11 protein-coding genes are annotated in these 22844 nt (G+C 40.5%); 6 read left to right on the top strand and 5 right to left on the bottom strand.

All coding sequences use genetic code 11. From position 1 onward, the window contains the following. Positions 1-425 precede the first annotated feature (425 nt). Positions 426-3251 (top strand): zinc-dependent metalloprotease, encoded by a 2826-nt coding sequence (locus tag H6G77_RS05940; RefSeq protein WP_190871075.1) that lies wholly within the window; start codon positions 426-428, stop codon positions 3249-3251. On the opposite strand, the gene H6G77_RS05935 is transcribed toward H6G77_RS05940, so the two are convergent. From H6G77_RS05935 to H6G77_RS05915, 5 genes are all read right to left on the bottom strand, one after another. Further along, positions 3245-9307: an eIF2A-related protein gene (locus tag H6G77_RS05935; RefSeq protein WP_190871074.1), complete on the bottom strand. Its 6063-nt coding sequence runs from the start codon at positions 9305-9307 to the stop codon at positions 3245-3247. The genes H6G77_RS05940 and H6G77_RS05935 overlap by 7 nt on opposite strands. A 169-nt stretch (positions 9308-9476) precedes the next feature. Then, the gene (locus H6G77_RS05930; RefSeq protein WP_190871073.1) at positions 9477-11162 is read right to left on the bottom strand and encodes a C25 family cysteine peptidase; all 1686 of its coding nucleotides are present in this window, start codon (positions 11160-11162) and stop codon (positions 9477-9479) included. A 37-nt stretch (positions 11163-11199) separates the two neighbouring features. Further along, complete coding sequence (locus H6G77_RS05925; protein WP_190589986.1) at positions 11200-12573, bottom strand: hypothetical protein; 1374 nt, start codon at positions 12571-12573, stop codon at positions 11200-11202. Positions 12574-13313: 740 nt separating this feature from the next. Beyond that, the gene (locus H6G77_RS05920; protein WP_190871072.1) at positions 13314-16208 is read right to left on the bottom strand and encodes a glycerol-3-phosphate acyltransferase; all 2895 of its coding nucleotides are present in this window, start codon (positions 16206-16208) and stop codon (positions 13314-13316) included. A 198-nt stretch (positions 16209-16406) separates the two neighbouring features. Next, positions 16407-16547, bottom strand: coding sequence for a hypothetical protein (locus H6G77_RS05915; protein WP_062289360.1), 141 nt, complete (start codon positions 16545-16547; stop codon positions 16407-16409). Between the two features lie 338 nt (positions 16548-16885). On the opposite strand from H6G77_RS05915, the gene H6G77_RS05910 reads away from it, so the two are divergent. The 5 genes from H6G77_RS05910 to H6G77_RS05885 all read left to right on the top strand — a co-directional run bounded on the left by H6G77_RS05910 (position 16886) and on the right by H6G77_RS05885 (position 22282). Continuing rightward, the gene (locus H6G77_RS05910; RefSeq protein ID WP_190871071.1) at positions 16886-17713 is read left to right on the top strand and encodes a hypothetical protein; all 828 of its coding nucleotides are present in this window, start codon (positions 16886-16888) and stop codon (positions 17711-17713) included. A gap of 50 nt (positions 17714-17763) precedes the next feature. Further along, a complete protein-coding gene (locus H6G77_RS05905; protein ID WP_190871070.1) occupies positions 17764-18297 on the top strand; it encodes a hypothetical protein in 534 nt (177 codons plus the stop codon). Between the two features lie 93 nt (positions 18298-18390). Then, positions 18391-19362: a GDSL-type esterase/lipase family protein gene (locus H6G77_RS05900; RefSeq protein WP_190871069.1), complete on the top strand. Its 972-nt coding sequence runs from the start codon at positions 18391-18393 to the stop codon at positions 19360-19362. Between the two features lie 1409 nt (positions 19363-20771). Continuing rightward, on the top strand, positions 20772-21482 hold the full coding sequence (locus tag H6G77_RS05890; protein WP_190589983.1) for an NYN domain-containing protein: 711 nt from the start codon (positions 20772-20774) through the stop codon (positions 21480-21482). A gap of 89 nt (positions 21483-21571) precedes the next feature. After that, a complete protein-coding gene (locus H6G77_RS05885; protein ID WP_190670303.1) occupies positions 21572-22282 on the top strand; it encodes a response regulator transcription factor in 711 nt (236 codons plus the stop codon). The last annotated feature ends 562 nt before the right edge of the window (positions 22283-22844 follow it).

Raw genomic sequence — 22844 nt, 5'->3', positions numbered from 1 at the left:
AACTTTTATCAAGCTAATATCTACATCTATGGTTAATTTTATTCAATAAAATCTACTAAATTCACTATAAATAATTCACAGCTTTAACTCCCCGCCTTTTGAATCAAAGGCGGGGATTTTGTTATGGAAAAAAGTGTAGCAAGACATACATTATTGCAACAGCTTTACAATATATAGTTCAAAAAAACATATATCTATAGCCGTATACAACATCTACCTTAAGATACAATTAATTTCAATGGAGCCAGAAAAATTCTTTGCAAGACGCAACTTTAAATCGCCAGACTTCTAATCTTTGACGTTAAATAATTCTGTGTCTGACTACAGTGAATTGACACAGCTAGTCAGTCTTAAGTATTGAATAAGTCTTGAAAAATACAGTTTTGCCTCGACACAATCACTACTGCACAAACAAAAGCTAAAGAATGAAACACTGGATCGCCAAATTAGCAATCTGCATAATATTTCTATATAACTTTTTCTGCAATAATAGTTGGGCAATTGCCAATCAACTTTCAGAACCAAATCCTCAAGAAATAAATTCAATTCCAGGAGTAGAAAATTTAGTAGATACTAGTGATTTTGGCGAAAAGAAACCAGCAGAAACACAGCCATCTCAGCCTATAGAGAAAGGGATAATTAAACAAGCGGGACTATTCACAACTTATCAAGACACAGAATCTGGCAAAGTTTATTTAGCAATTAAGCCAGAACAGCTAAATAAAAGTTATCTCGCTACAATTACTTTAGAATCTGGGATTGGGGAAAGTGGGATTTATAGTGGATTACCTTTAGCTGATTTTTTGTTTTATTGGCGGCGTGTCAAGGATAATTTGCATTTCGTAGTTCAGAATGTCAAATTTCGGATAAAATCAGGTGAAGCTGAACAGCGATCGCTAACTCGTTCCTTCAGTGATTCAGTACTTTATTCTGTGGCAATTGATAGTATTGAACCAAGCACAAACAGTCTAGTTATTGACCTAGAAGAACTGTTAATGCAGGATTTTTCCGGTTTAGCACCTTTATTAAAATACTATTTACAAGCTGAATATCACTTTGATAAAACTAAATCTTATTTTGGTGATGTGCAGAGTTTTTTGGATAATGTTGAAATTGATTCTATTTATGGTTTTTCCTCACCAGAAGGGGCAAATTTAACAACATTGCCAGACAGTCGCGCCTTGAGTTTAAAAGTACATTATAGTTTTTCCCAACTACCAGAAAATAACGGCTATATTCCCAGAATTGCTGATGACCGAGTAGGTTATTTTATTACTGCCTTCCAAGATTTTTCGCCAGATCATCTGCAAGAACCATTTGTCCGTTACATTAATCGTTGGCATTTAGAACCATCCGACCCTAACGCACCTTTATCTCCACCGAAAAAACCGATTGTATTTTGGATTGAAAATGCTGTTCCACCAATATACCGAGATGCCATTCGAGAAGGCGTTTTAATGTGGAATAAAGCCTTTGAAAAAGCAGGATTTCAAAATGCTGTTGAAGTGCGACAAATGCCAGATGATGCTGAATGGCATCCCGCAGACGTGCGTTACAACACTATTCGCTGGTTCAACTCTTTAGATGCTGGCTTTGCTAGGGGGCCAATGCGCGTAAACCCCCTCACAGGCGAAATCTTAGACGCAGATATTATTGTTGATGCCAACATGGTGCGCTCAGTTCAACAAGAATATCATGCACTGATCGAGGCTTCATCAATGTGTCAGGGAGAAGGCAGTGGTTCGGCTACGCTCACCAACCGGGGGCAGGGGGCAGGGGGCAGGGGTGCAGGGGAGACAAGGGGGACAAGGGAGACAAGGGAGACAAGGAAGATAAGGGAGAGGTCTTTCTACCTTGTCTTCCCCCACTCCCCACTCCCCACTCCCCACTCCCAAGACACAGAGACTTGTTACGGCACAGAGTCCACTGAACAAGTTGCTATGGGGGCGTTAGCATTATCGCTGCTGCAAAATACCAAGCCCAATAGTGAAATGATGAAGGAGTATGTTCATCAATACTTGCGTTCTGTTATTGCCCATGAGGTGGGACATACTCTGGGTTTGCGGCACAATTTTCATGGCAGCACAATGTTAGCGCCGCAAGAATTAAATAACCCAGAAATCACCCAAAGCAAAGGTTTAACAGGTTCGGTGATGGACTATTTGCCTGTGAATATTGCCCCTCAAGGAGTGCCGCAAGGTGAGTATTTTCCGAGTGTAGTCGGCCCTTATGATGAATGGGCAATTGCTTATGGTTACAAAAAACTACCTGATGTCGAGGGTGAAATAGTTACGCCGGAAACTGAAAAAAGCTTTTTAGAAGCAATTGCCTTAGCATCACCGCAACCAGAATTGTCTTACGCCACTGACGAAGATATCCGCGACATTAACCCGTTAGCGAATGTTTGGGATATAAGCAGTGATGTGTTGGTGTATTCTCAATGGCAAATGGACAACGCCCGTGTGATGTGGCAACGTCTGGATGAGGGTTATTTACCCAAGGGAGAAAGTTATAGTAGCTTGCGGGTGTTGTTTAATAGAGTGCTGAGATATTATTTCCGCAATGCCAGCTTACTTTCTCAATATATTGGTGGGCAGTCATTTCGGCGGCTTCATGCTGGTGATGAGATTTCTTGGGCTTTTGTACCCGTTTCCCTAACCCAACAACGTCAAGCATTAGCCAAGCTGCAAGAATATGTGTTTGCGGAAGATGCTTTTAGTTTCTCACCGCAATTGTTAAATCAACTTGCACCGTCGCGCTGGCAACATTGGGGTAGTCCCATACATCATACTCGTCTTGATTATCCAATTCACGATCGCATTCTCAGTTTTCAGAGTGCCATATTAAGATCGCTGTTAGATAGCGATCGCATCAATCGTCTGCGGGATGTAGAATTAAAAGCTCAACCTGGACAAGCACTGTCTTTACCAGAATTATTTGATACCCTGCAAACAGGTATTTGGACAGAAATTTTCACCCCAGAACCACCAAAATCAATATCTAGCATTCGCCGTTCCCTACAACAAGAACACCTGAACATCTTGTTAGAGATGCTGTTGAAGACTCATGATGAATTAGAAGATAGCCGCACACTAGCTTGGTATGAATTGCGACAACTGCAAACAGCCATTGATAGCAAGCTGAAAGAATTTGGCGAAACATTAGATATTTACACAATAGCTCATTTAGAATTTGCAGGCGATCGCATTAGCAAAGCCTTAAATTCCCAGTTGCTTTCCAAGAGTTATTGAGATAGGGAAACGTCATCACAAACTTTTTTGTCCCTACCTTCTACATCATCGCTATTAGCCAAGTAATCTTTTACCCATTCACAAGCACTGGCAAGCAACCTATTTAAATCAGTTTCTTCCACATTCCACAATCGCACAGTATTATCCCAACTACCAGAAGCCAAAGTTTTGCCATCGGGACTAAAGGCTACAGTTGTGACGACAGACTCATGTCCAAAATATGTGTTTAACAGACGACCATCTAAATCCCAAAGTTTGATAGTTTTATCCTTACTACTAGAAGCCAAATTTTTACCATCAGGACTGAAGACTACACTTGTTACCTGAGATTCATGTCCTTTTAAGATATGCAAGAGATTACCATTTAAATCCCAGAGTTTGATATTTTTATCCTTACTAATAGAGGCGAGGATTTTACCATCAGGGCTAAAGGCTAGTTGTGTAATTTCACTTTTATCTGACAATGTTTTCAACAGATTACCATTTAAATCCCAAAGTTTGATAGTTTTATCTTTACTACCAGAAGCTAGAATATTTTCCTTGGGACTAAATACAACTTGTGTAACTTCATTTGTATGTCCTTTAAGGGTGTGCTTAAGATTACCATTTAAATCCCAAAGTTTGATGGTTTTATCCTGACTACCTGAAGCTAAGAGATTACCATCAGGACTAAAGGCTAGTTGTGTAACTTCACTTTTATTTGAAAATGTTTTCAACGGCTTACCATTTAAATACCAAAGTTTGATAGTTTTATCGCTACTACCAGAGGCAATTATTTTACCGTCAGGGCTGAGAGTAATGCTAGTCACTGTAACTGTATTATTATCACTTGGCTTTAATTCTATTTCTTGTGGTTTTTCACCCTGTAACTTCCCTGAAATTATATATTTTCCCTTAGTAGCCGCAATTAAGTTTTTCCCATCAGGAGACAAGATTATTTTGGCAATATCATTGTCAAAAAGGAATTCTTGTGGCTTTTCTTCCGTATTATTTAATTTCCAAACTTTAATGAATTGATCATAACCACCAGAAACTAAAGTTTTGCCATCCTGACTAAAAACAACACTTGTAACTGTGTCTGAGTGCTTGAGAGTTTGCCCAATTTTGTTCAGCTTCCAAACTTTAATAGTTTTATCTCTACTAGCACTAATCAGTATTCTTTTATAAGGATGAAAAATAGCACTAGTGACTGCGGCTTGATGTCCTCGGAAGGTTTGTAGCAGTGTCCCATTTAAATTCCAATATTTAATTGTATTATCTTCGCTTGTAGATGCAAAAGTGTTAGTTTTGGCATCAAAAACAATGCTAGTCACGGCTGCTTGATGGGCTGTTAATGTACGCAAACTTTTATTCTTCACCCAAAGTCTAATAGTACCATCTGCACTGCCAAAGATAATCTGATGATCATCACGACTAAAAACTACACTTGTAATAGGCGCTGAATGATTTTTATCTTTAAAAGTTGATGATGATAGTTTACCCTGTAAATTCCAAAGCTTCAGTGTGCCATCTTCGCTACCAGAAGCCAAAATTTTATCATTGTGGCTAAAAGCAATGTTTGTAATGGCTGCTTGATGACCGTTTAGCGTTTGTAGTAACTCGCCTTGAAAATTCCAGAGTTTAATGGTTTTGTCTTTGCTGGCTGTAGCGATAATTTTATTTTTGTGACTAAAAACAATACTGGTAATTGCATATTTATGACCTTTGAGGGTATGCAATAAATTACCGTTTACATCCCAAAGATTAATAGTATTATCACTACCAGCAGAAGCTAAGATATAACCACCAGGACTATAGGCAATATTGGTTAGTGAATAGTTATTGTTTGTCAGTTTATGTAATAATGTGCCATCTAAATTCCAGATAATGATTTTATTATCATTACTGGTAGAAGCTAAAGTTTGATTATCGGGGCTGAATGCAATATTGGTGACTGCATATTTGTGTCCTGTTAATGTATGTAAAAGTTTGCCATTCAAATCCCAGAGTTTGACTGTATTATCATCACTGGCAGAAGCTAAAAATTGACCATTAGAACTGAGCGTCAGACGATTAACGGCGGCTTCATGTCCTGTAAGAGTATTTAAAAGTTTGCCATCTAAATTCCAGAGAATAATAGTATTGTCTCCACCTGCTGAGGCTAGGGTTCCGCCATTAGGGCTAAAAGCAACACTAGAGATATCAGCTTGATGACCCTTTAAACTAGTTTGTAATTTTTGAGTATTTAAATCCCATATTTGAACAATTTTATTATCACCATAAGCCAGAGTTTGACCATCTGGGCTGAAGGCTAATAAGTCTAGAGCTATATTAATATCTTCACTTTTATCCTGAGTATCACTAGGCGGCTTTAAGGTTTTTATTGGCTGACTATTTAACTGCTTTAAATCCCAAATTTTCACTACACGATCAATACTTGCAGCAGCTAAAGTTTTATTGTCAGGACTAAAAACTATACTGGAAATTGTATTTTTCTGGGCTGTAATAAATTGGGTATATTTTTTGGGTTTATCTTCTAAATTCCAAAATTCTATAGTACTCTCTTTCAGAGGACTACCATCGAAACTAAAATTTTCATTATTTGCCTTGGCAATTGCTAATATCTTACCATCTGCGCGTAAGGACACACTTGTAATAACGTTATTTCTTTCTTCCTCTATCAGCCATTCTCCTTCTTCATCCAGTTGCTTTAAATCCTTGATTTTGACATCATATAAACCAGCAATAATTAACTTTTGGCTATCAAGGGTAAAACTGATTTTTGTAACAAGATTTTCTTTTAAAGTTTTATTTGAAATTAAATTTTTATTTTTCTCATCAAAATCTGCCAAATTCCAGATTTTTACCTCACCATCTTCACTAGCAGAAGCAAGAGTTTTACCATCGGGGCTAAAGGCAAGACTTGTAATACTAGTTTGATGTTCTTTGAGAACTGTTAATTCTTTACCATGTAAATCCCAAAGCCTAATAGTTTTATCGGCACTACCGGAGGCGATAATTTGGCCATGCGGGCTGAAGGCAATTGTTTGAACAGTAGCCTCATGTTTAATTAGGCGATTGCGTTCTTTAATTTGATATACAGCTTTTTGCAAAGCTTCTATGACTCTGGGTTGTGATTGATCGAGTTTTTGCTTGGTCTTGCCGACATTGATTTTTTCTAGGATTTCTCTGAATGGTTCAGGCGGATGAATCAGTGATAACGGTTCGGAAAAGAACAGTTTAATGTTGTTTTGTGTCTGTCGTTTTTTGCCTGCCTTAATTGCTAAGATGACTGATTGTAACTCTTGATGAGAATTAAACAGCGCCAAAGAATTTAAACTACTGGCATTGATTTCATTAAATTCTCCTTTGCGCCATAGGTCTAATGATTTGAATAACAAACTTGTAATAATTAAAGTAATTATTGTCCCGCCACTCATGAAAAGGATGGTGGTAATATCACGACGGCGACGATTAATTTTTTCTTGTTCTTGGCGTAAGTGAAATGCTGCACAAGTAGAGATATATTCTGATTCGAGTTGATTTAAAAAGCCTGATTGTTTTAAAAGTTCTTGGGATTCTTTTAATCTACCGCCGCGATGAATGAGATAATTTTCGTCTTTTTGTTGTTTTTCCCACTCAAAGGCTGCTTGGCGAATTGTTTCGCGCAGTTGCAAACTCACACGATTTTCATCTAACCAAGTAATTAACCTTGGCCAATGGCGAATTAAGGCTTCGTGGGCGACTTCGACTTCTTCTTGAAATGTGGCTGAATTAACACTAACTACTATCAGTCGCGCACCTTCACCAGCTAACCGCTTGAGGAGATTTTTGGTTAATATTTGCTTGTCTCCGGCGGGAATTAATTCTTCTAACCCAACGCGGCGGCGTGTATCTCTGCGCCTTTCACCTTGGACGGCGTTTTCGTCTAAGCGAGTTAACCGAATAAAGATATTTTTAACTTGTTCTTGTTCGTCGGCTGACAAACTATTGTAAACTTCATCGGCAGTTTGGGCGATCGCTTTCTGTACACCCCCAATGGCTTCATATTCCTCAACGCGCAGCCACCGTCCATGTCGCCGTTTCCATAACTCTAACAAGGCGTGTTGCAATAAGGGCATTGCCCCTGGTTCGCCTTGCACATCATCTAAAATGTTATTGCTCAACCCAGCTTCAAAACGTAACCCTACTTGTGCGGCTTGTAATTCCATTGCTTTTCGCAATTCCGCCGAGTCCATCGGCCCGATTAATTTTTGGTGAGACTCCATCAACTCTTTGAGTGGACGATAAGTTGCACATTCACCCCAAAAATCTGCCCGCATGGTGACAATTACAGGCTGTTGCTGAGTCAAACTCAATAATTTTTGAATAAACTCTTGGCGCTGAGTTTCGTCACTACACAGGGTGAATAGTTCTTCAAATTGGTCAACTACAATAATTGATGGTTGATTCTGCACCGCCGATAAACTAGCTTGTAGTTGTTCGCTGGGGTTATTGTTGGGGGTGAGATAAGCCAAGACTAAATCAGGCTGTTTTTCTTGCAAAGTGGGAATTAACCCCGCCAAGACAACGGATGATTTACCACTCCCCGATGCACCCAACACCGCCAAAAAGTTATGTTCACTTAGTTTTTGTTGTAGTTGGGTAATTAATTGTTCTCGCCCAAAAAAGAACTCGCGGTTTTGTTGGCGGAAAGGATACAAACCCAAAAACGGACAACGGCTATCGTAGGCTGGTAATTGCTTATTCAACGCCACCGCATTAAAACTCAAGTCCAAGACTTCCAGCGCCAAGTTATTGACTTCGACTAACGATTGTTCTCGTTCTTGTTTCGTTTGGGGACTTAAAGTGGTGATATCTGTGCCGAAAGTATCGGTTAATTTTTGGGATGGGTTGTGGAGTTTGGGGTATAGTGTAGGCGATCGCTCTAACAATAATTTTTCTAATTGTTTCAGACCAAACTCGATTTCTGCGGCTGTCAAATCTCTATCGAGTTGGTCACTAAATAACGGTCTACCACCCAACCGACTAAACAAAGCCGGCACTGTCACATCATACCTTTCAGCCAAGGAAGCCGCCGCCTCTTGTAGCGCCTTATCAACTTCCCCAGACTCATGCAGTTGCTTATAAAAATGTTCTGCTAAAGCTTGGGCGGTTTTAACCGAAACTTTTTCTGTCATAGCGACAACCGCCGGCATTCCCAAATCTCGCACCAAACGCTGTCCCAAACCACCTAATCCTGCCTCTGCATCTGGATGGGCGCTTTCACAAGTGCAGAGAAAGGTAAAATGGGGTAATCCCTTTGCGCCACGTAATAACCGCAGTCTATCTAACAAACGTGTTGCTGTGACTGGCTCAACTGTATTATCAGCCTTTGACCAATAAAGCACTGTCTCGCCATTGTCGAGTAATTTACCGTGGCTGACAAAATGTAATAATGTATACTGCTTTGTTCTATCTGTTAAATGAGTGCAGAGTTCATCTAAAGTTGGCAAACCCATTGCCCCATCAACAGTTGCTAACACATCACTGGGAATATCACCCAAAGCAGAACGCACACTTTTAACAGTACCTTCCACATCAAACAAATCTAATTGATACTTCTGGGAATCCGAGGGACTAGCAACTAAGATTAAAGCGCGTAAATCTCGCCGTCCAATTGGGGGGAAACGTCGGTCTGTGGTGGCGGGAATATACAAAGAAAAAGGCACTCGCTGATCAAGTGCTAACATTTGCCAACCTTCATCTAAAGGGGCGCACAACCTTTCCCAACGCAGAGTTCTGAGTTCTTTATCAACAGCCTCGATGAACAGCAAAACCCGCAAACAATCTTCACTCTCCCGAATTGCGGCGGTAAAAGCATCACGGATTTCATCTTGGAATAAGGCTTTACCCAAAAGTATGCCGTATTTTTGTGGTTGTCCTAGTAAACTAATTTGTTGTTGTAAATCTGTTTCCTTTAGCTGGAGATTACCTTCTGCACGCAATGGTAAAAGTGTTCCCGGCCGACTATATTCGACCACAATCGGCCAGCTATCTCCTGATTTGCGTTGGATGATAATCTCGAAGGTATTCATGGGTTGGGGAGTAGGGAGTGGGAAGTGGGGAGTAGGGAGTGGGGAGTAGGGAGTAGGGTTAGGTTTGAGAGAAAGTTGCACACGGCGTTAATCAGGAAAAGCTAGAGACACGGGATGTTTCACTAGTCCCTAGCCTCTAGCCTTTAGCCCCTAAGTTTTCATTACCGAATTAACCTAATTTCTTGAGAGTTTCCAGTAAACTCACCACAGTAGAAACTGTGACTTGAAGTTTTTGAGAGCGATCGCCTGCCGTTTGATCAACGGCTTTAATAAACTGCTCCAAGGCTTGGGATAAGTTTGCTTGGGCTTGTTGAATTGCAGGTGTATCAGATGATGTCTGCGGTGTGGCGGGTGCTGTGGGTAACTTGATCGATTCAATCACAGGGCGATCGCCTGTGGAATTGTTACCAACAACTAGCCTAACTGCGGGGTCGCCAATAATTGCGTAACTGCGAGCATCATTATTCGCTGTCCACATTCCTGACAACGTGATGGGATTAGCCATCGCCCCATATTTAATTTCTTCTAATTCTGTACTTAAATCAGAAGATAATTCTGCATAGCGTTCGTTGAAATATTCTACGGCTGATCCGACTGGATGTCCTTCTAGTAAGCGTTTTAAGGTACTTTGAAAAACTGCCAATTGCTTACCAGTTTTTTCCCACACAAAAGAACAACCCCAAGCCCGTTCGACGTGACCAATCACCGCCAAAGCCCCGCCATTGGGGTGACTTAGTAACCGTCGGGGTAAAGGTGCAATGAAAGATTTAGGTGCGATCGCTAATCTTTCATTCGAGTTTTTTTGATGAGCAAATTCATCTAATTTCGGAGTTCCCGCACCGTAACAAGCAAAGTGAAAAGCAATTAACCCTAACAACTTGGCATCACTACCAATATCATCAGCCGAAAAGTAAAAATCTTCGGGAATTGCTTCGCGCCATGTCAACGGGCCTGGCCAGTCTTGACACAATAACGCTCCTTGGTGGCGGAGTTGCTTTTCATGACCATTGGGAAAACCCATACCATGACTAGCAGTAAACAACAATGCTGGTGTTTCTTCCCCACCCAATAATTTGCCTAAGCGGGCTTTAGTTGCTTCTTCCGCCAGAATACTGTTAACTGTCCACTCGTTGTCTTTCTGCTCATTCAGCATCCAGTCAGCTAAAGGCCGAATCAAGTTCTCGGCGCTGAGTTGAGTGGCTTGATCTGCGGCGTTACGTACCCCAAAAAAGCTGGCGCGGCGGGGTAGTGCTAAATTAGTGGTTTCGGCTTGCACCACACTCCGCGCATACTGAGCATATTCCTCTGGGGTATCGAAGTAAATCCGACCCACCGCATACTGTACATCTAATTGATATTGAAAACGATAGGGAATCGTTTCTGGATCACCCACAATCAACAGGTAGTATGGCATTTTATCTGGGTCGGCTGGGCCTGGCCCAACACCATGACGCGATAAAAATTGATTCTTCGATTCCCCAGGACGATAACCTTTCGGGCCTATGTATTCTTTATAATAATGCTCGTTTTTTGCTGTTGCTTGTCTTTGGCGATGCTCTAATAATTCTTTCAGAGCTTCTTTAATCGCTGGGTCAGCATTAAAAGCAAAAATCACACCCCAACCTGTTTCCGCCAAGTTTTTCGGGTCTATCCCTTCCATCGGCGCAAAATGCGGGTCTAGACCTTTTACTTTCTGGTCTTTTTGCTGAAGTTCAATGAGTTCTTCAGGGTCAAAACTTTCACCCTGAGCAATTTTTGCCAACTGTTCTGGTGTTAATGGTGGCAATAAATAGCTACCAGAAGCAGCATCAATACCGTTGAAATATAGTTCTTCGGTTAGTGGTTCTACGACCATATTCAGTACACCCTGTATTTTAATTTTAATTGTTGAATTAACTACCAAAAGCCGCAGCCCAAACAGCATGAGCTACTTCCGGCTTATCAATGCTGTTGTGAGCATCGTCATCTTTTTTGCCATTTAAATTACGGATAAATTCGCTACTTTCTAAGTTGTAAACTTTACCCGCTTGGAAATTGTAGGGCTTGTCACAGGGGTACATTTTGAGGCTGATACTTTCGTTAATCCCCTGAATACCAAATGTGCCAATACTGCCATATTCAGGAAATTCCGACTCAGTACCGGCAAAGTTAATATCTTGACCTTGGAGCCTACCAAGTACACTGGCCGCAGGATACAGTTTAGTAACAGAACTGTCGTGAATAGACCGAGTAGTAACAATTGGGCCTGTAACTTTGCGTTTATTGATAATAGAAGAAAAACAACCAGGTAAATTTTTGCGGCGGGGAATATCAGGACAGTAAGACCAAAGTGATAAAGCACCTTGAATCAATACTAAAGAATCAACTGGGCGGACTAACTGACTATTGTCTTTTCCAGCCACAATTGAAGAAACCATAATACATCCAAAACTATGTCCTACCAAATGAAATCGGACTGTTTTAGCGGCAGCTTTTTGCAGTTGAGTTAATAACTTAAAGCCACTGTTACTACCAATTTCCCGCGCCCGTTCTTTCATCTTCCAATAGGAGAGATAACCTAAAACGTCCAAAAATGGATTAGTTTTAGCTTGGAAAAAATCACCAATTCCAAAACTGATTTCTTGGGTTTCTGGTTCATCTGCTATCAGAGATTGATAAATATTTGCTGGGTTTAAGTTGAAAGATGCGTTATCTTCTTCTTCACCGTTTAAAGCAGCTTCCTTGATTAACACCTCATAAGCTTGGTTCACTTCCGGTGGTAAGCTTTCTGGCGGGTTGGCATATTCTATGGAAGCTGCAAAAATTGTTCTGAGTGCATCACGGGCTGCTTCTGTATCAGCTACATCTTGGGCATATTCTTCAATTAAATTATTTAACTCTGATCCTGATGTGTCGTAGGATGTGGGTTGAGCGTATAAGTCTTCATTCCCCCAAGGTTGACTCGGCCAATGTAACCCAATTAATAAGGGGCGAAATTCTTGGTTTTGTGACTGGCGTAATTCTTTGATTTTTTGGATATCAGTAGAGTTACGCCCCATAGCTGTTATCCATTTGGTGTACTGTTCTTTAGCGGCTGGAATGTCACCCCTCCATCCGTGGCTAATCAAAAATACGTCTGTTATGGGTTCAGTTGCTAGTATATCTACTAACTTTTGACTCATGAAACCAGTGTCTTCTAAACGTTCATTGCCGTTAGCATCAAAAGCAATGAGATAGTAGTCTAACGATAAGTTAACATTAGTAATGTTTACAGTTTCAAGTGGCATGGAACAATTTTAGTGTGGGTGTAATTTTGATATACTGCACCAAGAAATTTAGCAAGCGATCGCTCACCATTGATACAGCTTCATAAGTGGTAGATGCACCGCATAGGTAGCATTGCAATACTCATCGAATTTTTAAATTCGTCATCACATATACTTAGTTATGCCTACACACTTAAATACACCTTAACCGTAAAAAAACGGTGAACCCTCAGTGATAATACGTGGTTTTTCCCGAAAGTTTTTGCAAAAAATTATTATCTTTAGTTACGATTTATACAATAAATTATTCCGTCAGAGTAAAATCAAAGTCACAGCACTTACGCAGTGATAGAGATGGAATTCGCGGCTATAAACTTTATATAGATGATTAAGCGGGGCTTGAGAAAAGTTGGTGATACTAATACCAATTTGCAATTCGCAATGACGCGATGCTCGTTCCTCGCTAACGCAATTAAAAAATCTAGCTCCAGTAAGACTTTCCTGATTTATATCTGTCGCATTCTTCTTTCAAATTGGTATAAGTTGCTTTCAGAAACAGTATCCCTACTCCCTACTCCCTACCTACTCCCTACTCCCTACTCCCTACTCCCTACTCCTACTCCCTACTCCTACTCCCTACTCCCTACTCCCTACTCCCACCCCAGGTTATGAAACTTGGTATGAGGTGAGGTAAATCACCAAGGCGGCGTAACATCACCTTTTTTTAATTTCTAGGTTGTGAGCAACAAGGGATGTAGTAATCATTGTGGTCTTAAGTCGTTAGATAGTTCTACGATACCCCTAGAGCCATCAATTCTGACCCGTTGACCATCTTGCAACAACCAAGTTGCGCCTTTAACATCCATCACCGCCGGGATACCATATTCACGGGCGACAATTGCGCCATGAGATAATCTACCGCCAACTTCCGCAATCAGTCCACCAGCCCGGACTAACAAAGGAGCCCAACCAGAATCGGTGTAAGGGACAACTAAAATGGTATCGCGGTCAATTTGAGGCAAATCTTGTAAGTTTCGCACTACTTTGACTCGACCTTCGGCTTGTCCGTGGCTGGCGGGAATACCTTGTAATATTTGGTCAGAGTAGATAGGAGAAGGTGCTAGGGGATGGGGTGGTGTATGTCCGTAAATCAAAATCGGGACTTGGGGAATTTTGCTATCTTCGAGAAATTGCGATCGCCGATATTCGATAATTTCTGGTAAGCGTTCTCGCAATGAGGTATCAGCTTCGGCAATTAGCTGTCTAATTTCTGCCATTTCTAGGAAAAAGATATCGCCCACCTCTTTGAGTAACCCAGATTTTAACCAAGTTTTTTCAATGGCGACAAATCGCCAGCGCAATTCTGCCAACAGGCGGGAATAAATCTCTGTCACCCTGCCTTTAATATCCACCCGTTCTTGGACAAAGCCACGCTTACGTTTACCCGATAAAGCCCGGTTAATTGGGTCAATATCGCCTGTTTCTGGTTGATTACCTTGAATTAGTTGCACAAATAACTGCTGCACTGGGCGGGGGTCTTCTTTCCAGGTGGGAACAGCAATGTTAGTCCCGATATCACTTAAATAACCGTAATCTTCCAGTAGTTCGTTAAATTCGTAAAGAACTTTTTGACCTTCTGGTGTTTGTTCTAACTGTTCAAATACTTGGTCTGGTTCAAATTCTGTTAATATTCTTCTCGCATCGGCGGCTAAAGCACTGAGCGATCGCAAAGCAGCAACTTCTGGTGTCACACTATTATCAATCTGTCCATCTTTTACCCGAAAGATGCCTTGTCTAATAGCGGCACTCAAAGGCGCTAAAATGCTGTAATAAGTGCCACGCCGCAGTAATTCTAAGTTAAAATCAATTCTCTCTAAGATTTGCGCTGGCTCCATCTCTTCAATTGATTCATGGGCTAATTGCGATAACCCAGGAATAAATAACTGGCGGTAGTCGTGCTTAAAGTCTTTGTCTAAATTCAATTCCTGTTTCAACAACTGCATTAATCCTGGGAGATTCTGCATTGTGGACTGCAAAGGCGGCTTACTCATTTTTGCGCCTCTGGTGAGAAATTCCAAACTTTCCGGCGGTAAACCCATCCGCAGAAAAATATCTCCTAAGAGGGAGGCATTAAAATAAGCCCTAGAGTAGTGCAGGGTGGCAGTTTCCGTAAAATCTAACCCAGAAGCGCGATCGCCTAACACAATTGTGAAAATATCTCCCCACACGCCACAAGTTAACGGGCGATTAATTGACCAAGTTAAAGGATGAATCACTCCCGGAATCACTTCGGCGGCGATTTTCCTTGTCCAGATTGGTAATAAGGTAGTAATTGGTCTGGCTTGTAACACCCACAAAGTTTGACCGTCATAACACCACTCAATATCTTGGGGTATGCCGTGGTAACGTTTTTCAATGCGGTGGGCGAGGTAAGCCACTTGTTTGAGGATGGCTTGGGGGACTTGTCCTGTCCCTTCGATATGAATTGAAGAAATATTATCTGTCTCGACAACAAAGGCGCGATATTGTTCGGGCGTGACTTGTCCAGAGACGACTTGAATTGGGCTACCGGGTAAGGCTTCAATTAAAATCGCATCACCTTGCTGGGTGATGGGATCACGGGTAAAGGCCACTCCCGAATAGACGCTTTGGACTTGCTGCTGCACCAACACAGTCATTGCTGTTTCTGGTAAACCGCGATCAATCCGGTATTGTACCGCACTGGGATGATTGTAAGAATCTCGCACTTGGGCGATCGCAGTTTGCAATTGTTCTTTACTGGTGACACTTACCACCGTTTCATACTGTCCGGCGGCGGAAGCTTGTTCGGAATCTTCCCCAACGGCTGAGGAACGGACAATTAACGGTGATAAATCGGAAGGTTTGAGGATGGCGATTAATTTTTCGGGATCTGCACCGGGGACAATTACCCAGCCCTTGGGGACAGGATAACCCCAACGCTTAATTTGAGAGAGGGTAGCGGCTTTTTGTCCGACTATTGCCCCATCTAGTTCATTATCTAAAGTCAAAATTGGGCGATCGCTTTGCAAGGTTGCTAAGGTTGCTTGAGTATTGGTCTGGGCTGATTCTACTGGTAAATCTAAGTCATCCGGCATTTGCCGATAAATCCACCCCAGCAACACAGCTAAAGCGATCGCAGCCAGAATTCTGAACAAATCATCAGAATGCAAAACGATTACCAGTAAAGGAAACAGCATTAATACTCCGTACTTTACTGGTTTTTTGGCACGAAATACTAAAAATGTAGTGATTGCTAAAAAACTAACAAATACTGTCACCAATGGATCATGAATTAAAAATCCCCAAGCAGCATTTGTTGTTCCCGCCCCTTTACCTAACCAAAATCTCCCTAAAACTAAAGCAATTATGGCGATAATTTCCCAAGGTGAACCATCTGGGAAAAAAATCCGAGTCAGAAAAACGGCGGCGATTCCCTTTAAGGCTTCTGAGACTACCGCCAAAAGCCCTACCCATGTGCCGCCATGATAAAAAGCGGCTGAGACGCTGATGTTTTTTGTGCCTATCTGTGATAATTGCCTACCCGTCAACCCGTTGGTGATCCAGGCGATTAGCGGTATGCCGCCTAATAGGGGGCAGGCAATTAAAATAACTAAGGCACCCCAAAGTTCAAGCATTGTTGATGTTTGATTTTAGATTTATATTGCATCTAAAATCTCAAATCGCAAAATCTAAAATTTTTTGGAAGTTTTTTCCCGATTTTCCAGACACTTTATTAATATGTCTCAAATGGACACTGGGCAGAGGCAGCAATCTAGGTTTTGCTAAAATTCTGCCCATATCCAAATGAACACTAATTTTTCAGAACTGGTTACTTAATTTAAGGCATAAGCAGCTTGCAGCGCCCAAATAATTAGGCCAGCAATCGAACCCAATAGCAAAACTGTAGAAATAGTCACTACTTTGGGGGAGTCTGCACCCTCAAATTTCATAATTCCTCTATTTAAGTCGGACATCGCTTTTAATCCTCCTTCGTTAGAGTCCTAATTTGTCCGTTTTGATTGTAGTACTTATATTCCCAAACAAGTTAATCTTTTACTTTTATTTTGTTTAAGTTTTGCCGCAGCTACATCACTAAATTTACTTATTTCTTTGGTGTGATCGCTTGTTCGCTAAGATACCTAAGAATTTAAGTCATTACTAAGTATTTTTAATTACTTTAATTTCTGTATATAACTACTTTGTATTTACAACTTATTTAATACTTGAATTTTAAATATTCAGTGTTTATCCAGTGAGGTGCAAGATATCAGCTATGTTAGGCTTTTGCAGTTAATTTAACGGAGTTTAAGAAATGAAAATATTTGTAGGTTTAACTGCAACGCTATTGTTTTCACCTCTTGCAGCTTTTGCACAAAATATTCCAGCAGGAGGAAAAGATTATATCCAACAAAGATATGACAACTTAAATCAAGGCGGAGCAGTAGACCTTGAAGGCTGTGTAAATCATTTATCATCCCCTAGCGATGTCGAAAGTGCTTTTGTTAAAACCATGTGGGTGACTTTTGATCCTAGCCTTAATGGTAGAACTCAATGGCTGGAATCTGGATGTACAAAAGCATGGACAGCAACAGATATTTCAACAATTAACGCAGGTGATCAAGGTGGCAGCTTAGGTAGTTTCTATCAAGGACATTATTTCGCTTACAAAACTGATGTAAATATCGGCACTCAAGCAAATCCTAATATTGAATCCAGGTACCATGAAGGTAGAGTAGCAGTGAGTGCTGGTATACCTTCAGGTACTTTTAGATACAAAATAGAACGTGACACAAGCACTCAGAACAAATGGTGTAATTACTTAAATAATAGTGCAAATTACTGTATTACTTTAGCTGGTATTGGTACTGGAACAGTAACTAATTACCTGAATTACAATTTTGCTAGGTATGTTACGGTAGGTATAGAATCAGGCAACCTACAGCATTCTTTTATAAACAATACTAAGGCTTCTAATATATGGTTTAGAAATAGTAGTGGAACGTGGGGAAGAATACCTTCTATGTCAAAAGCCGATAACATGTATACCACTAGACCTTGGTCATCTATTTACGCACCTACTGTTACTAATTCAAGTGGACAGGTAGTAACACCTGATACTATTACTTTCAAAAACCAATAATCTGTTAGCTTTTTGTAACATTAAATCAACTTAGAAGTAAGTGACGTAACATGCGTAAAATTCTAGTAGTTTCAATCACAGCAGCAACCTTACTATCGTTAATTGGTATTTCTGGTGCCAATGCCGATAAAAAAGAAGAAATAGACATTAACAGAGTGGTGGAACAGGAACCAGTAGGAGAAATAAAACCTAACTACTCCTACCCTGATAATTCCAATAAGGATAAAAAAGAGTTTGATAAAGTCAAACAATTATTAGAGCAAATGAAAGTTAAGGACGGTTTGAAGTTAAAATCAATCAAACTTGTGTCCTACAGCGATTACATTAATTTAATCAGCACTTCTAATTCTGGCAAAATTGAAAATTATCAAGTGCATCCAAATAGACAGATGTTTTTAGTGGAAATACATGCACCTAATGGCTACAAACTTCCCAAGAGAAGAGAATCCAAAATTTACGATATCACTAAAGACAATCCACCAATTGAATTCAAAAAAGCAAGAATTTACCAATTATTCGATGCTGAAACTGGTGATTTATGGAGTACTGATATCATAGGAGTGCAAAACCTAGAAGAAAATTAAATAATTTAGTATATCCTTATACACGTAAAGGTGGTGTTATAACATCACCTTTTGTTTTATTGGTTTACTTAATTTATAGGTGAGGATTTAGCAGTGAAAGTAGTCATATTCATGATTTTGGTAGTGATAGTGCTACTGGTAATTATTGAGATTGGGTTGCGATCGCTTTTTGGTTTTGGTAATCCCTTAATTTACATTGGCGACCCCCAGATAGGTTACTTGTTAGCACCAAATCAAAGCACGCGCCGCTTTGGAAATCGTATTGAAATTAATGAATTTTCGATGCGTAGCAGTCCTATCGCCAAAATCCCTGCACTGCAAACTTTGCGTGTCCTATTGTTAGGAGATTCCATCGCTAATGGTGGCTGGTGGACTGATCAAAAAAACACCATCTCCAGCTTAATCATGAATTCCCTCAAATCAGAGATTGCTGACAAATATCAACAGGTAGAAGTTTTGAATGCTTCGGCTAACTCTTGGGGGCCAAGAAACGAATTAGCTTATTTGCAGCGATTTGGCAATTTTTCAGCCCAGGTAATAATTTTATTAATTAATACTGATGATTTGTTTGCCCATTCTCCCACGGCTTTACCAGTAGGACGCGATCGCAACTATCCAGCGACGAAACCGCCTTTAGGATTAGTAGAAGTATGGCAACGTTATGCAACTAAACAACAGCCAATTCCCGAATTGCAAGCACTCCAATCCGAACCAGGCGATCGCGTCGGTGTAAATTTAGAAGCAATCAAACAAATTCAACTTATCACTAGTCAACACCACAGCAAATTTCTCTTAGCCATGACTCCCTTACGGCGAGAACTTGGTAAACCCGGCCCCTTGGATTATGAAATCACTGCACGTAAAAGATTGAGTGAGTTTACCCAAACCCAGCAAATTCCCTATATAGATTTTCTGCCACTATTTAATCAAACAGACAACCCACAAGCTTTATATCATGACACCATTCACATGAACTTACAGGGTAATCAATTTGTGAGTGGAGTGATTGAGCGATCGCTTTTAGAAGTTTTGGGACAAGCAAGTCAATTAGGACTTACACAGTGAGACAAAAAATCAAGGGTGTAGGTGTTCAAAACCCTTACACCCCTACAACCTTACAACCGTCTCCACCAAATATAAAAAGCGCCAGTTAAAGCGGAATCAAACTGGCGCGATCGTGTTATCGGTTTGTTAGCGTGTTATAAACAAAGTGAATTAAACAGAAAACAAAGCTTGATTTCTTAAGAAATGACTTGCTTTCCGTTATCAGTTTACCTAAAACAAATTACCTTAGAAAAACTACGGTTTTTCTAACATTTTCCTTTAGGTACAAATTATTGCTAGGATAGCATAAGCATCAGAAAGACTGAGAATCTCTCTTAGTATTTCTTAATGTATTGTCTAGATAGTAATTTAATTTACTAAATAGATTTATATAGCAACACCAATTGTTTGACAAACATCTCTCTCCCTTGTCCACCTTGTCTCTTTAGCACTTTTAGTTCATCTCGATAAATAAGATAAATCGATGGGGCTTCCTTCCTGACTTGAAAGAGGGTGTAGGAGAAGGATATCTTTCATCTATGACTGTGAAATTTTTTCATCGGAACCGCCTCCTAAAAAAATAACCTCCGGGGTCAATTAACCACTGGAGGAGATGAGCAAAGACATTTTGTGGACTAGTCTAGATATAAATTTAGCTCCATTAATTAATCAATGCACTCCATCTTAAGAACAATTAAAGGTTAAGTTGATCAGTGATTTTGATAACAATTTGATTAACAGCTTACTTGACTGTTTTTGTCAGGAAGTACAAGATAAATATCAAATATTCATAAATATGGCTGTAGTTGTTTTTACGATTGGTTATAAATAATTATAAACCCAATCATTCTAAATATATATTTGCCAAAACCTTTGGGCAGATTTCCCTGATAAATCAGAGGTTTGGCATTTTTGATATATGTGGATATCAATATACAAAGCTGGGGGTGATTGTGGGATTTAGCCATTCAGTTGTACAATAATTTATAGATGCGATCGCTCTTCACTATTCACCTTACAGCAAACTGCCTTTGAGCAATTGTTAGCATCCTGTGGTAAGTTGAGATGCAGAGGGAATAGATAAAGAGCCTTATATTTATAGACAAAGGGAATATCTCGTAAAACTCGCTCTAATAAGAGTTAACAACTCTAGAGAGTTTACCTTTGGAATCTGCAAAATTAACACAATTTCTGTGTATCAAGCTCATCCAACTAAGTATTAATTCATTAGTCATTTTGCTGCTTAAACTCATCAATATTCATGACTAATGACATCACACAAACTCTGCAAGCCAATGTGCGACTTAGATAGATAACAGCTTCAGCACAAATAATGCCACATCCTTTGTTGCTAGGTAAATTAACTAGCACAAATCCTATCTTGCTAATTTCTCAACAATCTTCACAAATTTAAAATTTCCGAGGAGTCAATGACTTTCACTAATTTTACCAAAGCCAACAACGTATATAAACACCTGGAACCGGAATCGCCCTCATCACCAAAGATGGTCTTGAAAAATCCTGCCAAAAGTGAACATTATCACAATCGAGAACCGAGAACCAGCGCCTCAACAATTAACGGATTAAACCGTGGGCGAGTTGCTATTTTTATCGATGGTGTTAATCTATTTCACGCAGCTTTGCAACTAGGAATTGAAATTGACTATCTCAAATTACTTTGTCGTTTAACTTCTGGTTCGCGGCTATTACGTGCTTTCTTTTACACAATAGTGGATGTTAATCGCCCTACTCCCGCACGTCCACGAGCGAATGACAAACAACAAGGCTTTTTATTTTGGATGCGGCGAAATGGTTATCGAGTAGTTACTAAAGAAGCACAACCGACAGACAATTCTAAAAAACCTAATTTGAATGTAGAAATTGCTGTCGATATGATCACTTTAGCACCCTATTACGATACAGCCATATTAGTCAGTGGCGATGGCGCGTTAGCTTATGCAGTGGAAGCAGTGACTAGCAAAGGTGGTCGAGTAGAAGTTGTGAGTTTGCGCCCCATGACTAGTGATAGCTTGATTGATGTGGCTGACTACTTCCTTGACCTGGATAGCATTAAACAGGAAATTCAAAAAGACTCCCATTTAGGTTACAACTATCGATCGCTTTCTAATTCTCACCTGTAAAATCCATTACTCATCACCCATCGCAACTTTTTAGAGTACAATGCAAGCCAGGAAATAACTCTGCGTATTCCGTTGAATTTTGAACAGCGATGGATATTTTAATTGTTGAGGATGAAGCTGAAATTGCTCAGTTAATCCAACTGGCTTTAGAAAAAGAAGGATTTTCTTGTCGTGTTAGCCGCGATGGTGTAAACGCCTTGCGGATGTTTCAGGAACAACCACCGGATTTAATTATTCTCGACTTAATGATTCCTGGGTTGGATGGCTTGGAAGTTTGCGCCAGAATTCGCCAAAAACCTGGAAGCAAAGACCCTTATATTTTGATGTTGACCGCCAAAGGCGAAGAAATCGATCGCGTCATCGGCTTATCTACTGGTGCTGATGACTACATGGTTAAACCCTTCAGCCCCAGAGAATTAGTCGCCAGAGTCCGAGCGTTATTGCGGCGGAGTCTGCGTCAAGGCGGACAACATCAAGTTACACGAACACAAAATTTTATTGTAGATATTGAACAACGCACCGCTTCTCGCCAGTTAAATTCTCAAGAAGCAGAAACTTTAGACTTAACCAACCTAGAATTTAATTTATTAAGCACCTTTGTCAGTAATCCTGGGCGAGTTTGGAACCGCACCCAACTAATTGATAAACTTTGGGGTGATGATTTTTTTGGTGACGAGCGAGTTGTTGACACCCATGTAGCAAGGTTGCGGAAAAAAATTGAGCCAGATCCTGCTAACCCCTCGTTTATTAAAACTGTTGTTGGGGTAGGTTATAAATTTGAAGACTCTCCTGTAATGTGAGCGTGATGAAAAAACTTCGACTGCTCCCTTCAACGCTCCCTTCGACTTCGCTCAGGGAGCGTTGAAGGGAGCGTTTGCATTGTTTGGTAGAGAGAAGATTCCTTGAACTTTGCGCCAAAACTGTTCCCTGAGCGAAGTCGAAGGGAACAATCTGGGTAACGACAGAGCAGCGTAAGTCAACATCATGGGTGACACGCCCTGAGCGTTTGCGTTGTTTGGTTGAGAGAGCATTCCTTGAACTTTGCGCCAAAACTGTTCCCTGAGCGAAGTCGAAGGGAACAATCTGGATAACAACAGAGCAGCGCAAGTCAACATCATGGGTGACACGCCCTGAGCGTTTGCGTTGTTTGGTTGAGAGAGCATTCCTTGAACTTTGCACCAAAACTGTTCCCTGAGCGAAGTCGAAGGGAACAATCTGGGTAACGACAGAGCAGCGTAAGTCAACATCATGGGTGACACGCCCTGAGCGTTTGCGTTGTTTGGTTGAGAGAGCATTCCTTGAACTTTGCGCCAAAACTGTTCCCTGAGCGAAGTCGAAGGGAACAATCTGGATAACAACAGA

The organism is Aulosira sp. FACHB-615, assembly GCF_014698045.1.
Classification (GTDB): Bacteria; Cyanobacteriota; Cyanobacteriia; order Cyanobacteriales; family Nostocaceae; genus Nostoc_B.
The sequence above is the reverse complement of the archived record's forward strand: the minus strand, read 5'-3'. Positions and strand labels throughout refer to the sequence as shown.

Bases quoted from the DNA above. Each gene is read 5' to 3' on its own strand.
- H6G77_RS05910 (WP_190871071.1), top strand. From the start codon at position 16,886: ATGAAAATATTTGTAGGTTTAACTGCAACGCTATTGTTTTCACCTCTT.
- H6G77_RS05890 (WP_190589983.1), top strand. From the start codon at position 20,772: ATGACTTTCACTAATTTTACCAAAGCCAACAACGTATATAAACACCTG.
- H6G77_RS05925 (WP_190589986.1), bottom strand. From the start codon at position 12,573: ATGCCACTTGAAACTGTAAACATTACTAATGTTAACTTATCGTTAGAC.
- H6G77_RS05905 (WP_190871070.1), top strand. From the start codon at position 17,764: ATGCGTAAAATTCTAGTAGTTTCAATCACAGCAGCAACCTTACTATCG.
- H6G77_RS05920 (WP_190871072.1), bottom strand. From the start codon at position 16,208: ATGCTTGAACTTTGGGGTGCCTTAGTTATTTTAATTGCCTGCCCCCTA.
- H6G77_RS05930 (WP_190871073.1), bottom strand. From the start codon at position 11,162: ATGGTCGTAGAACCACTAACCGAAGAACTATATTTCAACGGTATTGAT.
- H6G77_RS05885 (WP_190670303.1), top strand. From the start codon at position 21,572: ATGGATATTTTAATTGTTGAGGATGAAGCTGAAATTGCTCAGTTAATC.
- H6G77_RS05940 (WP_190871075.1), top strand. From the start codon at position 426: ATGAAACACTGGATCGCCAAATTAGCAATCTGCATAATATTTCTATAT.
- H6G77_RS05935 (WP_190871074.1), bottom strand. From the start codon at position 9,307: ATGAATACCTTCGAGATTATCATCCAACGCAAATCAGGAGATAGCTGG.
- H6G77_RS05915 (WP_062289360.1), bottom strand. From the start codon at position 16,547: ATGTCCGACTTAAATAGAGGAATTATGAAATTTGAGGGTGCAGACTCC.